The sequence below is a fragment of the Rhodococcus sp. PML026 genome, from assembly GCF_000963615.1.
Taxonomy (GTDB): domain Bacteria; phylum Actinomycetota; class Actinomycetes; order Mycobacteriales; family Mycobacteriaceae; genus Rhodococcoides; species Rhodococcoides fascians.
The window spans coordinates 324011-338057 of sequence record NZ_KQ031376.1 but is presented as its reverse complement, the minus strand read 5'-3'; the positions used below and the strand labels follow the sequence as shown (position 1 = coordinate 338057).

Annotated in this window: 15 protein-coding genes; 8 read left to right on the top strand and 7 right to left on the bottom strand. The window is 65.4% G+C overall.

The annotated features are described in order from the left end of the window. Positions 1-42 precede the first annotated feature (42 nt). Positions 43-987 carry a WcbI family polysaccharide biosynthesis putative acetyltransferase gene (locus VF34_RS21095; protein ID WP_052718711.1) on the bottom strand — a complete coding sequence of 315 codons (945 nt, stop codon included), beginning with the start codon at positions 985-987 and terminating at the stop codon, positions 43-45. Positions 988-1189: 202 nt separating this feature from the next. Between VF34_RS21095 and VF34_RS21090 the strand changes: the two genes are divergently transcribed. Genes VF34_RS21090 through VF34_RS21070 form a run of 5 tightly spaced genes read left to right on the top strand, consistent with a single transcriptional unit; the run spans position 1190 to position 6253 of the window. Then, complete coding sequence (locus VF34_RS21090; RefSeq protein WP_230074238.1) at positions 1190-2224, top strand: glycosyltransferase family protein; 1035 nt, start codon at positions 1190-1192, stop codon at positions 2222-2224. Beyond that, positions 2221-3333 (top strand): glycosyltransferase, encoded by a 1113-nt coding sequence (locus VF34_RS21085; RefSeq protein WP_032366263.1) that lies wholly within the window; start codon positions 2221-2223, stop codon positions 3331-3333. The genes VF34_RS21090 and VF34_RS21085 overlap by 4 nt, the downstream gene beginning before the upstream one ends. Beyond that, complete coding sequence (locus VF34_RS21080; protein ID WP_032366262.1) at positions 3330-4349, top strand: glycosyltransferase; 1020 nt, start codon at positions 3330-3332, stop codon at positions 4347-4349. Before VF34_RS21085 ends, VF34_RS21080 begins: the two co-directional genes overlap by 4 nt. Then, entirely contained in the window at positions 4346-5197 is an 852-nt protein-coding gene (locus VF34_RS21075; protein ID WP_045842002.1) for a glycosyltransferase family 2 protein, read from the top strand. The genes VF34_RS21080 and VF34_RS21075 overlap by 4 nt, the downstream gene beginning before the upstream one ends. A gap of 33 nt (positions 5198-5230) precedes the next feature. Then, positions 5231-6253 carry an LLM class flavin-dependent oxidoreductase gene (locus tag VF34_RS21070; RefSeq protein WP_045842001.1) on the top strand — a complete coding sequence of 341 codons (1023 nt, stop codon included), beginning with the start codon at positions 5231-5233 and terminating at the stop codon, positions 6251-6253. Positions 6254-6322: 69 nt separating this feature from the next. Here VF34_RS21070 and VF34_RS21065 read toward each other — a convergent pair whose 3' ends face one another. Beyond that, positions 6323-7516 (bottom strand): esterase/lipase family protein, encoded by a 1194-nt coding sequence (locus VF34_RS21065; RefSeq protein ID WP_027496218.1) that lies wholly within the window; start codon positions 7514-7516, stop codon positions 6323-6325. A gap of 353 nt (positions 7517-7869) precedes the next feature. On the opposite strand from VF34_RS21065, the gene VF34_RS21060 reads away from it, so the two are divergent. Together VF34_RS21060 and VF34_RS21055 are read left to right on the top strand one after the other, a co-directional pair. Then, on the top strand, positions 7870-9126 hold the full coding sequence (locus tag VF34_RS21060) for a PucR family transcriptional regulator (RefSeq protein WP_032366259.1): 1257 nt from the start codon (positions 7870-7872) through the stop codon (positions 9124-9126). Next, the gene (locus VF34_RS21055; protein ID WP_231578257.1) at positions 9123-9857 is read left to right on the top strand and encodes an EAL domain-containing protein; all 735 of its coding nucleotides are present in this window, start codon (positions 9123-9125) and stop codon (positions 9855-9857) included. Before VF34_RS21060 ends, VF34_RS21055 begins: the two co-directional genes overlap by 4 nt. Positions 9858-9919: 62 nt before the next feature. On the opposite strand, the gene VF34_RS21050 is transcribed toward VF34_RS21055, so the two are convergent. Further along, positions 9920-10117, bottom strand: a complete 198-nt coding sequence (locus VF34_RS21050) for a CsbD family protein (RefSeq protein ID WP_027496220.1) — start codon at positions 10115-10117, stop codon at positions 9920-9922. Between the two features lie 118 nt (positions 10118-10235). Here VF34_RS21050 and VF34_RS21045 point away from each other — a divergent pair, with 118 nt between their 5' ends. Next, positions 10236-10697 (top strand): hypothetical protein, encoded by a 462-nt coding sequence (locus VF34_RS21045; protein ID WP_027496221.1) that lies wholly within the window; start codon positions 10236-10238, stop codon positions 10695-10697. Positions 10698-10771: 74 nt separating this feature from the next. On the opposite strand, the gene VF34_RS21040 is transcribed toward VF34_RS21045, so the two are convergent. From VF34_RS21040 to VF34_RS21030, 4 genes are all read right to left on the bottom strand, one after another. Beyond that, on the bottom strand, positions 10772-11320 hold the full coding sequence (locus VF34_RS21040) for a Dps family protein (RefSeq protein ID WP_027496222.1): 549 nt from the start codon (positions 11318-11320) through the stop codon (positions 10772-10774). 79 nt (positions 11321-11399) lie between these two features. Further along, the gene (locus VF34_RS21035) at positions 11400-12464 is read right to left on the bottom strand and encodes a TerC family protein (protein ID WP_027496223.1); all 1065 of its coding nucleotides are present in this window, start codon (positions 12462-12464) and stop codon (positions 11400-11402) included. Then, complete coding sequence (locus VF34_RS25380; RefSeq protein WP_167326732.1) at positions 12461-12616, bottom strand: hypothetical protein; 156 nt, start codon at positions 12614-12616, stop codon at positions 12461-12463. Before VF34_RS25380 ends, VF34_RS21035 begins: the two co-directional genes overlap by 4 nt. 160 nt (positions 12617-12776) lie before the next feature. Next, positions 12777-13991 carry a PucR family transcriptional regulator gene (locus VF34_RS21030; protein ID WP_032366258.1) on the bottom strand — a complete coding sequence of 405 codons (1215 nt, stop codon included), beginning with the start codon at positions 13989-13991 and terminating at the stop codon, positions 12777-12779. Between the last annotated feature and the right edge of the window lie 56 nt (positions 13992-14047).

Here is a 14047-nt window from a genome sequence, read left to right as displayed (position 1 = left end):
CGTGGTCCGGTGGGCCGACCACGAGATGATGCACGGGTGCGATCACGGCGTCGTCTGCAGGATTCGCAGGAGCTCGGAGTGGCGGGCCAGTGCGGCGTCGACGAACTGGGGATGTGCCGCATACCAATCGAGGTGAGCGCGGTGCACGACGTCGCTGGACACGTCGGAACCGTCGACCGTCCAGTCTGGGCGAGCTTCACCGGGGAGGCCGAGGGCGCGCAGTACCCGACGTTCGACGGGCGCTCGCACACCGCCGAGCAGTTCTCTCCCTGGATCACCCACAGTGCAGGCGGTGTCGAGGTGGTCCAGGATCCGCTGCGCGAGTGCAGTCAACACCACGTTGGTCGGATGGTTGATCGTATGAGTGGCACGGCTTCCCGCACTCTGGAACAGGTCGGACGCAGCGATGTCGGTGTCGCGGCTCTCGCGTCGTCGTAGCTCGTCCAGGCTCGCCTGCGCGGCATCACGAAAGCCGGCGTCGGATACCGGGAGGTCCCAGTTCTCGCCGGGCCGCACGCCACGCTCGAAGGCCACGATCGTCCGCAGATCGTGGTACGGAACGAGATCCGGAACGGCCGCTGGGTCGCTCGGATGCCGAACGATGACTTGAAAAGGATGCAGCGCAGCGTATCTCAGCACGGGCCAACGAAGTACCACGGCGTGCGGCGGGAGTGCTCGTGTCAGATCGGGGACCCCGAGCGGCAAATCCCGATAGCCCTCCCGCACAGGCTGAGTCAGCAGTACCGAGGTCTGCCGGACCAATCGATCGACGTGCGGCAGATCGGCGGATTCGAGTTCGTGTACCGGCGGGATTCGTACCGTCCGAAACGGCATCGCCGCATCCGAGCTCAGCAGAATGCGCATCGCCTCGGCCTGGCAGTTACCCCAGACGAGCAACAGGGGGCGATCGTCGACGGGTGTACGTGGCGCGGCCTCGAGCCCCGATATTCCGTAGAAATCGTCGTAGTGGCGAGTACGCCCGTCCATGTCTGCCCCGACGTCGTGTGAGTGCGTGTGTTCGACCATTCTTCTGGTCAACGTAGCCCCGCCGAACCTGCGACGCCAACCGCGATTGAACTCGGTACGAAGTGGGTACAGACCCCATGCGCGTGTCGGGAACAGGCACGATTCGTCTGACCTGTACCCGAAGGAATTCATGATTCGTATTGCGTCCGTACCCTCCTCTCACGTGTACGTACAGCACGTGCAGCCGGTGCCAGACGGCTCCGGTAACTCGGTGGTCCTCTTGCCCGATCCGACGCCGGTTCGCGTCGATGTGCCGGGCCAGTGGTGGCCGCCTCGTCTCCTCGACGCCGGGTGGTTGGCCGAGCAACCCGATTCGAGCTTCGACGTTCTGCACGTGCACTTCGGCTTCGAGTCCTTCTCACCGGAAGACTTGACCCGCACGGTCGAGTATCTGAGGGCCCGTCGCAAGCCCCTGGTGCTCACGGTCCACGACGCGCACAATCCCCACTTCGCGGACAACACCGGTCATCTGGAGCAGCTGGACGTGTTGATACGTGGTGCCGATGCCGTGATCACCCTCACCGAGGGAGCAGCTGCGTGGATAGCCGATCGGTGGAACGTGCATGCGACGGTGATCGAGCACCCACACGTGGTGCCTCTCGAGAGAATGAACGTCCCACGCCCGGTGTCGGACTCGTTCGTCATCGGAGTCCACGCCAAGAACCTGCGAGCGAACATCGACCCGCTTGCGGTGATGGACGCCGTCGTCGAGGCGGCTCGATCGCTACCGGCTGCGACGGTGCGGTTGGACATCGACGAGGACGTGTTCGACACGGCCGGCCACTGGTACGACCCGACCGTCGGCGCGAAGTTGCTGGACTACAACAGTTTCCCCGACGTCGATGTGCGGGTGCACGCCCGATTCGACGACGAGCAACTGTGGGACTACCTGTCTTCGATCGACGTCTCGGTGCTGCCGTATCGGTTCGGTACACATTCGGGTTGGCTCGAGGCCTGTCGGGATCTGGGAACGGCCGTCGTCGCGTCCGATTGCGGCTTCTATGCCGACCAAGCGCCGATTCACAGTTTCGTCATGAACACCGACTCGTTCGATCCCGCCACGTTGGTGGCAGCCGTGCAGGCGGCCCACGCCGATCGGACCACAGCGCTCGACGCCGCAACCCGGGCCGAGCAGAGACAACGAATCGCAGCGACCCACGCTGGGATCTACGCAGCAGTGACAAAGGAGATGCGTTGAACGAGAAGCCACTTCGCATCGCGGTGCTGGCGTCATCGAGTTTTCCGGTGGCACAGCCTTTCGCGGGCGGTCTGGAGGCACACGTCTACAATCTGGTGCGGGCGCTGACCGACCGTGGGCACCACGTCAGTCTGTTCGCCGCAGACGGATCGAGCGTCGATCTGGATGCCACGATGTTGCCGGTCCGAACGCTGGATCTGACACCGATTGCCCTCGCCGATCTCGCGGTCACCCCCACTGCGGTTCGCGAGCACCACGCATACCTCGCCGTGATGATGGAACTGGCCGGTGCGCTGTCGAACTCGTTCGACATCGTGCACAACCACAGCCTGCACTACCTGCCGTTGGCTATGTCCGCCACACTGCCGGTGCCGATGGTGACCACTCTGCACACGCCGCCGTTCGCGTGGCTGGAGTCGGCTGTTGCCCTGGCTCCGTTCGGTGCCAACACTTTTGCTGCGGTCAGTGCGTTCGCAGCCGAACAATGGGCCGACGTCGCGTCCGGGACGATCGTCATCCGGAACGGGATCTCGCTGCAGGACTGGCCGTTCGGTGCGGGCGGCGACTACGTGGTGTGGTCCGGACGGTTGGTTCCCGAGAAAGGATTGCACCTGGCCATCGCCGCCGCGAAGCTCGCCGGCCGGTCACTACGAATCGCCGGACCCATCAGCAACCTCGAATACTTCCACGGTGTCGTCGAACCCCTGCTCGACGATCGAGTCCGATACGTCGGACACCTCGATCAGCCGGCCCTCGCCGCGCTGGTGGCCGGTGCCGAGGTCGCGCTGGTGTCGCCGGTGTGGTCCGAGCCGTACGGTCTGGTGGTCGCCGAAGCTCTGGCCTGCGGTACCCCGGTGGCGGCGTTCGCCCGCGGAGGGATACCCGAGATCATCGACGCCTCGTCCGGAGTGTTGGTACCCGCCGACGACGTGGCCGGGCTGGCCGCCGCGATTCCCGCCGCGGCAGCGTTGAACAGGCACGACGCGCGGGCGCGCGCCGAGCAGGTGTGTTCGGTGGACCGGATGGTCGACGAGTACGAGGAGCTGTACCGATCGACCCTCGAGTCCGCATCGGCACCGGAGTCCGCCCACGGTCTCGCGATTGCATGATCGGCTACTACGCACACCACCACGGGGTAGGCCACGTCACTCGGTCCGACGCGATTGCGCGCCGCCTGGGTGAGCCGATCACGGTGCTGTCCTCGCGGGCGCGGCCTCCGGAACATGCTGCAGCGGAATGGATCGCACTCCCGCTGGATGTGAACGACACCGTGGGCGAGGCAGCCGCCGACGACATCTCGGCGGGGGGAGTGGTGCACTGGGCACCCCACGACGTCGACGGGCTGACCGCACGGATGGCGATCATCGCCGACTGGGTTGCGCGTGAGCGACCGCGGGCAGTGGTTGTCGATGTGTCCGTGGAAGTGGCGATGTTTCTGCGGCTGATGGGTGTCCGGGTGATCGTCATGGCGATTCCGGGAAACCGGGCCGATCCCGTCCACGCGATGGCCTATCGCGCGGCGACGCACATTCTCGCACCGTGGTCACGCAGTGTGTACGACCCGGCCTGGTTGCATCCGTACGCCGCCAAGACGACGTACTCGGGCTCGATCAGCCGGTTCGCCGGACGAGCCCGAACGGAGGGCTCGAACACTGCGGCCACCGAAGGCCCGGTTGTCGTACTGGGTGCGGCGGGCGGCACCTCGTTGACGCGTGAACTGGTGGACTCGTGGTCCGCCGCGGACGACCGGTTCGACTTCCGCACACTCGGAGTGGCGGGCGGTGACTGGGTGGACGACGTGTGGCCGGTGCTGTGCTCGGCGGCCCTCGTGGTGACCAACGCCGGGCAGAACGCCGTGGCCGACGTCGCCGCGTCGGGCACACCGGCCATCGTGGTTCCGCAAGCCCGGCCGTTCGACGAGCAGGCTGCCACCGCGCACGCACTGGCGGCCGGATCCATCGCCGCGGTGCTCGACGAGTGGCCCTCGGTCGATCGGTGGCGACGCGCTGCCGACTGCGCCCTGGGCATCGGCGGACGGACATGGTCGCTGCTCGGTACCGACGGCGCACCCGATCGGGCGGCTCGCGCGATCGAGCAGGCTGCGTCCGGGACGGCTCGGCGATGAACGTGGTTGTCGTGACCGTGGTCTCGGGCCGTCACGATCACCTCGCCGCGCAGATTCGCGGGTGGGCCGAGTCCACCGACCGGCCCGTCGAGCACATCGTGGTCGCCATGGGCGATGACGACATTGCGGACGTGGTCGCCCGATCCGGCTCTGCGGCAACGGTTCTCGACATGGTGGCACAGACCCCGCTGCCGGTGGCGCGAGCGCGTAACCTCGGGGCAGCCGCTGCCCTCGATCGGGGTGCCGAGCTGGTGGTGTTCCTCGACGTGGATTGCATACCCGCCCCGGAGATGCTCGACAGGTATCGCCGCGCCGCGCTGCGCCCCGACAGTCGGCGAACTCTGTTGTGCGGACCGGTGACCTACCTGAAACCCGACAGCGTCGGGCTCGAAGGTGACGCTCTGATCCCGCTCACCGCGCCGCATCCGGCTCGACCGAATCCGCCCGCGGGCGCAGTGGAACCCGGACACGATTTCGACCTGTTCTGGTCGTTGTCCTTCGCCGTGCACGCCGACACGTGGACCGAGATCGGCGGCTTCTGCGAGGACTACACCGGGTACGGGGGCGAGGACACGGATTTCGCGGCCACGGCCCGCGCGTCGGGCATCGGGTTGCGGTGGGTGGGCGGCGCTCACGCGTACCACCAGTTCCATCCCGTGTCCGATCCTCCGGTGGAACATCTCGACGACATCGTCGTCAACGCTCGGATCTTCTTCCGTCGGTGGGGCCGGTGGCCGATGGTCGGATGGCTCGAAGCGTTCGCGTCGCTCGGACTGCTCGAGTACGGCGGCACCGAGATTCGCCGTCTCACCGCCGCTGTTCACGACACCGACGACGGTGTGAATTAGGCTGGCCGGACTTTCACGAAACGAGGTCCAGACGTGCCCGAACCATCCAGGCCCCTGCGTTCGCTCGGATTTTTGACCATCGGGCTCTTCGACGAGAACGCACCCGGGGTCGGCCACGAATCGACGCTGCGCATCATCGAACTCGGGGAGCGGCTGGGATTCGACAGTGCGTGGCTTCGTCATCGTCACCTGCAGTTCGGTATCTCGTCTCCCATCGCGGTCATGGCCGCCGCGTCGCAACGTACCGACCGCATCATGCTCGGTACTGCGGTGACGCCGTTGGGTTGGGAGAACCCGTTGCGTCTCGCCGAGGACCTGGCCACGGTGGATGTGCTGTCCGGTGGGCGCGTCAACGCGGGAATCAGTGTGGGACAACCGATGCACTTCGATCGCGTCGCACACTCGTTGTATCCCGACACCGCCGAGGACGAGGACTTCGGCTACGACCGAGTCTCGCGGCTGCTTCGGTTCGTAGCCGGTGAACCTGCGTCCACGTGGTCGGGGACCGAGGGAATCGAAGCGTATTCCGAACGAGTACAACCGTATTCGCGTGGTCTACGGGACCGAATGTGGTACGGCGGGGCCAGTCTCCGGTCTGCCCAGTGGGCAGGGGAGAACGCGATGAATCTTCTGGTGAGCAGTGTGGTGCGCGCCGAGGACTCGACGGATTTCGATGCGATCCAGCGCGCGCACATCGCGCGGTTCCGCGAGGCTCACCCGGCCGGGGCCGACGCGCGGGTCTCCCAGGGGCTGGTGGTCATCCCCACCGACAGTGCTTCCGCCGCGCAGAAGCGCAAGTACGAGGACTACGTTCACACGCGTACTGCACGGACCGGAGCACCGCAGGGGCCGGCTCGGATGATGTTCGCACCGGACCTCGTGGGTACCTCGGACGAGATCGCGGAGCAGTTGTACGCCAATCGATCTTTTCGCGAGGTCGACGAGGTGGCGTTCGCGCTGCCGTTCAGCTTCGACCACGAGGACTACGTGCAGATCCTGACCGACACGGCGCAGAAGCTCGGCCCGGCGCTGGGGTGGACCCCAGCACAGAACTGACCCGGACTTCCGCCGAGGGCGATCGGCCCGATCGGCCGATCGCCCTGGTGGAACAGAGGTACCGGTGTCCTACTGGCCCGTGATGGGCGAGTTGTAGGCACACGGGATCGACTTCGCGGGGAAGCCCTTCGGATCCAGTGCGTTCTTGACGATGCCGATCGCGCGCGGTGAGACGGAGATCGACAGGTGGTCCGACAGGTCGATGCCGCAGCCGTCCTGCAGGGTGACATTGTTGACGGTGGCACCGGGGCCTGCGGTGAGGAACGTCGTCTTGTACGGGGTGACGACCTCGTCGTACTTGGTGCCGATCACGGTGTACTTGATGCCGGGGTCGGTGTCACCGCCGACGGCCAGTCCCTTGACGAGTGGCGAGTCGATCACCTGGTCCGAAGCTGCCGGCCCGGCGATGGCACCGACGACTCCCAGGACGTTGAGTCCCAGGTTGTTGATGGTGCGCCCCAGAGTTCCGATGCCTACGAGGGTGGTGCCGTGATTCGATCCGGCGACGCTGACGACCGTGTTCACTTTGTTCTTGGTCGGGTCGGTCGGATTGGCACCGCCCTCGAAACGGAGGTACTGACGGGTGACGAGCCCACCCTGGGAGTGGCCGACGATGTCGACCTGCGCAGAGCCCGTGGCCGTCCGCACAGCGTCGACGTAGGTGGCGATCTCCTTCGCGTTGGACGCGACCGATGCGGTACCGCGAAGCGACGGGAGATTGCCGACGACACTGGAGTCCCCGTCTCCGTAGTTGAGCGCGAAGATGCAGTAGCCCTCCTTCTTCAGGGCAGGCGACATGCGCGCGAAGTTGTTGTACGCGTTCTCCCAGGTGCCGTGCAGGAGGACGACCGGGCGGGGGTGCGCGGCGGTGGGCTTGCAGTTCCAATCGTTGGCACCTTGGGGTGCGACGTTGGGGTTGACGATGCTGTAGAGGAATCCGGCCAGGAAGTTCTTCTGATCGGGCCCGTATCCGGTGGTCTCGGTCCGTGGGTCGTACGTCGCGGTGGCGGGGGCAGCCGAATCGATGCTCGGTGCCGTGATGCCCTGATCCGAGGCCTTCGGGTATGCGCCGGTCGGCCCCGGCGGAACAACGGTGTTGCCCTGCACGGTTGCGGGCGGTGCCGGTACCGGGACGGGTGCCGGCTGAGCCTGTGCTGCGAAACCGGAACCGAGGGCAACGGAGCATGCCATTGCAGCAATCATCGCAGCGCGGACTGTCGTGGCCTTCCTCGTTGCACGGAAGGTGGACCGAGAAGTGGTCATGGAGCCTGACTTTCGACGAGGGTCAAGTGGACAAGTCGGAACTGTAGGCCCGGATTTCGGCCCGGAACGTGCGCCGCATCACGTTTGGAAACCGCCCGCACGTGACCGTTCATTCGTGATGGGGCGTCACAAATGACAACGAACCGGACGCTAATGCGGATTTGTTGCCGGGTTCACGGTCCAAAACAATCCCCAGGTTTTATTTGTGCACTATGGTTCGAGTGTCTTCACCCCGGCCGACGGTTCGGCCGGGGAAGGACGGTTCGATACCGAGGCAGGGGCGTTGTGGGCAGACATCGGCCGCCTGAAGGACATGACCTGACGCGGGTTTCGAGTACGAGGGGTGGGGTTCGGTGACTGCAACAGACAGTGTGGACACGGCGCAGGAGGAGTACGCAGGTGGTCGACGTGCATCGGACCGCTTGCGGACGCCCCGGGAGACTGCCGCGCGAATGCTGAACCGGTATTTCGTCGATCCGGAGGACGTACCGCCGCCGCGCGACTGTGCACGGGGCGAACTCGACGACATGGCGACCACCTGCAGCGAACTGGCTGCAGGTGTCCTCGATTCCGGTCGACTACCGGTCGCGGGGGCCATGGACACCTTCCGGGACGCCGCAACGCGGTGGGCCCGCGACGGAGTGCCACTCGGCCGAATTCAGCACGCGATCAACGAGGGCTGCGCGCTGGGTCTACGGGCTGCCGAGTCAGCGGTGAACCGGGAGGCAGGCGCGGCGGGTGATGACCGGACGATCCTGATCATGGAGCTTCTGAACGTGGTCACCGAGGCGGTGTCCGACGCTTATCTCACCGAGTTTCGCACGTTGGCGCAGAACGGTCCACGGCACGACGTCGAATTGCTCGACGCTCTGCTGACCGGCGACGGCACTGCCCGCAGGATCGCCGATCGAATGGGTGCGCTGCTCGCCGAGGAGTATCACGTCGTGGCCCTGCACTTTCCGGCGCATGCCGACGAAGGGGGTAGGCGCGGCGATGCGGCGATGATGGCCGCACGGAAGCTGCGGAGAATTCACGCGGCCCTGGCAGCGCACAACGGAGACATCGCCCCCATCGCATCCATCAGTGCGACGGGCGGAACGGTACTGCTGCCCGACGTTCCGGGTGCCGACGTCGACGAACTGGTCGAGCGGCTTGCCGACGCCGGCCAGGTCGCAGTGACGGCGACGACCGGGTCGGCAGCGATCGACGACATCTCGGTGACTGCGCCGCACCTGTACGAGCTCTTGAGCCTGGTCCGCAGGTTGCACTACACGCCGGGCACCTACCGCATCTCGGATCTGGTGTTCGAGTACCAGGTGAGCCGGCCCGGACTCGGTCGGAAGCACCTCGTGACTCTGATCGATCCACTCCGTGACTCGGTCGACCTACTCCCGACGCTGCAAGCCTTCGTGGACTCCGATTCCAACAGGAAGAAGACAGCCACGTGGCTGACGGTGCATCCCAACACCGTCGACTACCGCCTCAAGCGGGTGGATCAACTCACCGGTCTCGATCCGATGAAACCGTCGGGGTTGCGGCGACTGCACGCAGCACTGATCGCCGATCGCCTCGAGGCACGCCGAACCCCGGTGGACGAGCGATCACTGTGACCGTCTCGGACGGCGCGGTGCTGGCAGCGTCCGCGGCGCTCGAGGCGGTGGATTCGGTGGCGGCGCTGTTTCAGCCGGTCGTCGAACTGTCGACCGGACATGTCGTCGGCTACGAGGCCCTCGCTCGGTGGCCGTCGCCGAGCAGCGCACTTCCCGAGGATGTCTTTGCTCTGGCCCGTGAACGGGGACTCGTCGGCCGAGTGGATGTGGCCTGCCGCGCGGCAGCTCTGCGCGCGGCGAGGGAACGTGCCTACTCCCGCAGGGTGCGGTTCTTCCTCAACATCGAACCGGGTTGCTTCCGTGACGAGCAGGACGTCGACATGCACCTCGACGCCATCGGCGACGATCTCGACGTGGTCCTCGAGATCACCGAGCGTGATCTGGATCGGAACGTTCCGTTGCTGATGGCCCTCGTCCGCGGCGCGCGCGCACGCGGGATGGGGGTGGCCATGGACGACGTCGGAGCGACACCGGCAACCCTGGATCTACTGGCGCTGGTGGCACCGGACATCGTCAAGCTCGACGCGTCGATCGTGCGAGCTCCGCTGCGATCCCGACCGGCAATGCGACAGATTCGCGCCTACGTTCGGTCGAGCAACGCGATCGTGCTGGCGGAAGGCATCGAGACGCGTCGGCATCTGCGACGTGCGAAAGCGCTCGGTGCCAGCTTGGGGCAGGGATGGATGTTCGGGCGGCCGTTGCCGCTGCCGAATCCGACGGAAGGCCTGTGACGGAGAAGAACCCCGCACCCGAGCCGTGAAGGCTGGGTGCGGGGTTCTGCTGCATCGATGGATCAGTTCGTGAACTTGTCCTTGATGTTGCCGGCTGCGTCGGAAACGTCGTCGCCGACCTGCTTGGTCTTGCCCGACGCCTGGTCCTTTGCGCCTTCGGCAGCAAGGTCGTCGTTGTCGGTCTTGTGGCCGATCTTTTCCTTGGCTTCGCCCACGAGCTCTTCTGCCTTGTGCTTTGCCTTGTCGATGAAATCAGCCATGTGAACTCCTCGAAATCGATTGTGCTGCTCGTGCATGGGAGCTATACCCGAGATCGCGGTCGGTAATCATCGGACTCCCGGCCGTGTTGCCGGCACGGGATGCGGGTACGTGCCGTTCATGACTGCACAGACGAACGACCCACATTCGCATGAGACGCCGGCACCGGAGCACCGCCGCCCCGACGGAGTGGACGACGATACCGTGGCGGCCACGGGCAAACTGTCCGAGGCACTCGAATACGTCGAGCGCGCTCGCGGCCACCTGTACTCGTTCCATCAGCTGATGGGACACGCGGATCTGCTGCTCGGGGAGGCCTCCGACGCGTTGTCGGACGCCGGGCACGACGCGTTGGCACAGCGACTCGAGACCGACATGATCGGCCGCAACATCGCTCAGGGGCGGTGGACGTTCCAGCTCGTCGAGGAGTTCGACGACGGGTATTGGACGGTACTTCGTGATCACGAGCGGGCGGTCCGGAACGAGCTGCTCGACGGACGTCGGCACGTCTTCGAAGCCGAGATGAAAGAACAGCGACGAACGCACGGTCGCAGCGGCCACGAGGCGCGTCCGACGGAGTGATCTGGTTCTGTCACAACGAAAAGCACCGGCCTCGCCGTGATCGGCGAGACCGGTGCTTCGGGTGGAAATGTCTGTCAGCCGGCTTGCTTCGCAGCGTCGACTTCGCTGGTCGCGCTCGCGGTGGAGAGCTGACCACCGGAGTTCTCCAGGTGCGCGCGGACGAACCAGTGGAACAGTTCGAGCTGGGCGCTCTGGCCGATGAGCATGTCCTCGGTGATCGGATCGATCTCGCCGACCTCTTCGATGTTCTTGCGGGTGGTCTCGATGACCCCGGTGTACACGAGATCGAGAGCGCCGAGGTGCTCGATCGCCGTCGCCCGGCCGATCGAGTAATCGTCCCAGGAACGTTCCTTGACGATGGTGCCCGGCGTTCCCTTCGCAGAGGAGCCGAGGGTCGCGATGCGCTCGGCGACCTCGTCGGCGAAGCCGCGCACGGCCTCGACCTGAGGATCGAGCATTTCGTGGACAGAGATGAAGTTCGGTCCGACCACATTCCAGTGAATGTGCTTGAGCGTGAGATGGAGGTCGTTGTAGGCGTTCAGGCGATCCTGCAGGATCGCTGCGACGCGCGCGCCCACGTCCGACGAGAGTCCGGGAACGGTGTACGAGTTCTTGTCAGCCATGACGACGGTTTGCCCCATCACGGCGAAGTACAAACATGCCCCGCCGGATCGATTCCGGCGGGGCATGTGTCGTGCGGAACTACTTGTCGAGTCGAGGCGAATCGGTACCCGACGTACCCGTCGACGAGGTGCCGGCGGTGGAGGTTCCGTCCGTCGGATCGACGATCGGACTGTCGGCTGCAGCCTTGTCGACCGCGTCGGCGCTGTCTTCCTCCGGGGGATTCTTCAGGCTCAGGATGATCGAGCCTGCCAGTACCACGACGATGACCACCAGGCTGACGAAGGACGGGATCTCGGGGATCGACGTGCTGATCACCTTGTGCCCGGCCTGCAGGATCAGCTTGACGCCGATGAAGGCGAGGATGATCGCCAGTCCCTTGGACAGGTAGTGGAACTTCTCGAGCAACCCTGCGAGCAGGAAGTACAGGGCACGCAGGCCGAGGATCGCGAACGCGTTCGAGGAATACACGATGAACGGGTCGTCGGTCACTGCCAGAACGGCAGGAACACTGTCGACCGCGAAGACCAGGTCGGCGGCCTCGATCGCCACCACGACGGCGAGCAGTGGCGTGGCCACCCGCTTGCCTGCTTCCTTGACGAAGAACTTGGTACCGGAGTACTCGTCCTGAACGGGGACGATCTTCTTGAGCAAGCGCACTGCAATGGAGGTGCCGGGGTCGTACGAGTCGTCCTCGTCCTTCATCAGCTTGTACGCGCTGTAGAGCAGGATGGCGGCGAAGACGAACAGAACCGCGGCGAACTTGCTGACGATGGCCACACCGGCGGCCAGGAAGATGGCACGGAAGACCAGGGCGCCGATGACACCGAAGAACAACACGCGGTGCTGGTACTCACGGGGGACCTTGAAGTAGCCGAAGATCAGCGCGAAGACGAAGAGGTTGTCGACCGACAGACTCTTCTCCAGCAACCATGCCGTCGTGTACTCGACTCCGGCCGTTGTTCCCAGCGTGAAGAACACCACGATGCCGAAGATGATGGCGACGCCTACCCACAGTGCGCTCCACCACGCGGCCTCCTTGAAGCCGATGATGTGCGCGCCGCGGTGCGCCAGCAGGTCGATGGCCAGCAGGATCAGGACGACGGCACCGAATGCGGCCCACGCCCACCATGGGACGACGTTCATGAACGTCCACCCTTACCGGTGAACTTCGTGCCCAATTGCTTCAACTTCGCCTGATTCTCTGGCTTGGTTGCATATCGGCGCGCTCGGTCGATCATCTGTTTGCCCTGAGGGCTGCGAGCGAACGCGGTCAACTTCTGTGTCAACGACGACATCTGTCCTGCTCCTTACGTTCTCGTTCGATCGGTATGTGGGGCGGTTCGACCGCAACTACTCCAGTCTGACTGTTTGCTTTACTGCAGGCAGGGTTGTTTTGCGGACATGTTTCAGCAGACTTTCTTGCCGACATCCGGCAATCTCGGCCTCAGGTGCGATTCAGGAGTGCAGGCCGGATCGCGGCCAGTCGAGCAACATCGCGCCGAGTACTGCCGTGTGCAGCGCAAATGCCTCGACGGGATTGCCCACATCTTGCCCGGTCAAATCTCTTATTCGCGACAATCTGTACGTGACCGCGCGCACTGACAGATGCATCCGGCGTGCGGTGGACGCCGAGTTCGCGCCGGTCTCGAAGTACACCTGCAATGTTTCCAGCAGTGGGCCTGCTCCGCCCCGAGCGCTCGTCAACGGGGTCAGCAACGTCTCGACCAGATCGGCGATCGCAGCGCGATCACTGATCAGAACGCGATAGACGAGCAGATCACGGGCGTCGACGACGGGTGTGTCGAGCCCCAGCGACGACGCGAGGTCGAGCGCGTCCAGGGCGTCTCGGTACGACGCCGCCACGCCGACTGCGCCGCTGCGTGGGCGACCGACTCCGAGCTGTATCCGTCCGTATTCGCCGCGACGGCGCAGGTCGACCGTATCGCTCGGGCCGGCTGCAGACGCACCGAGGACTCGTCCCACACGGGTGAGCACGTGGTCGACGGCCTCGCGATCGGGTGCCGGAAACACCACGATCAGCCGACCCTGCTTGGTGGCGACGAGGAGATCGGCGTCCCCTTTGCTGCCCTGCACGCTGCGTTCGACCAGCCCGATGGCCGACGTCGCGTCGGTGAACGGAGTTGTGGACGTGACCACGGCGACTGCGTGCGGACTCGACAGATCCAGCCCGAACGTCTGCGCACGTCCCAGGACACCGGCGACATCGGCCGTTCCGGAGAGCAGATCGTCCACGAACTCGCGGCGTGCCAATACCTCCACGCGAACCAGGGTCCGCCGGGCGAGCTGAAAGCCTTCGGCGAGTTCGGCCGCGGCGTCGTCGACGGCTCGAAGCATGACCTCGCCCGCGGTGACGACCCCGGCCGGGTCTGCTGCGGCGGCCTGCACGGCGGGCAACTCGCGCCACAATCGCCACGCCGCCGACAGGTAGAGGTCGAGCAACGCGCGCAGAGCCACACCCGCTCGGGCTGCTTCGTCGCCGTGTACGCGGCACTCCCGAAGTTGCTTGCGGGTGAGCGGAACACCTGCGTCCACCGCATCGGTCACGACGTCGAGAAAGTTCCCCAGGAACGCGACGTCCAGGCCGCCTGCGTCCGAGGCCGCTTGCGCGGCCACCGCGTCGAGCGGTGTCGCGTCCGGCTGTGTGGCCATGTGTTCGAGGGTCTCCCATCCGAGTCGAGGTCAATGGTAGGCGGCGCTCACACCGA

What these genes read in the sequence shown, in the direction of transcription:
- VF34_RS21095 (WP_052718711.1), bottom strand. Translation starts at nt 987, where the DNA reads ATGGACGGGCGTACTCGCCACTACGACGATTTCTACGGAATATCGGGG.
- VF34_RS21080 (WP_032366262.1), top strand. Translation starts at nt 3,330, where the DNA reads ATGATCGGCTACTACGCACACCACCACGGGGTAGGCCACGTCACTCGG.
- VF34_RS21075 (WP_045842002.1), top strand. Translation starts at nt 4,346, where the DNA reads ATGAACGTGGTTGTCGTGACCGTGGTCTCGGGCCGTCACGATCACCTC.
- VF34_RS21065 (WP_027496218.1), bottom strand. Translation starts at nt 7,516, where the DNA reads ATGACCACTTCTCGGTCCACCTTCCGTGCAACGAGGAAGGCCACGACA.
- VF34_RS21050 (WP_027496220.1), bottom strand. Translation starts at nt 10,117, where the DNA reads ATGGCTGATTTCATCGACAAGGCAAAGCACAAGGCAGAAGAGCTCGTG.
- VF34_RS21045 (WP_027496221.1), top strand. Translation starts at nt 10,236, where the DNA reads ATGACTGCACAGACGAACGACCCACATTCGCATGAGACGCCGGCACCG.
- VF34_RS21040 (WP_027496222.1), bottom strand. Translation starts at nt 11,320, where the DNA reads ATGGCTGACAAGAACTCGTACACCGTTCCCGGACTCTCGTCGGACGTG.
- VF34_RS21035 (WP_027496223.1), bottom strand. Translation starts at nt 12,464, where the DNA reads ATGAACGTCGTCCCATGGTGGGCGTGGGCCGCATTCGGTGCCGTCGTC.
- VF34_RS25380 (WP_167326732.1), bottom strand. Translation starts at nt 12,616, where the DNA reads ATGTCGTCGTTGACACAGAAGTTGACCGCGTTCGCTCGCAGCCCTCAG.
- VF34_RS21030 (WP_032366258.1), bottom strand. Translation starts at nt 13,991, where the DNA reads ATGGCCACACAGCCGGACGCGACACCGCTCGACGCGGTGGCCGCGCAA.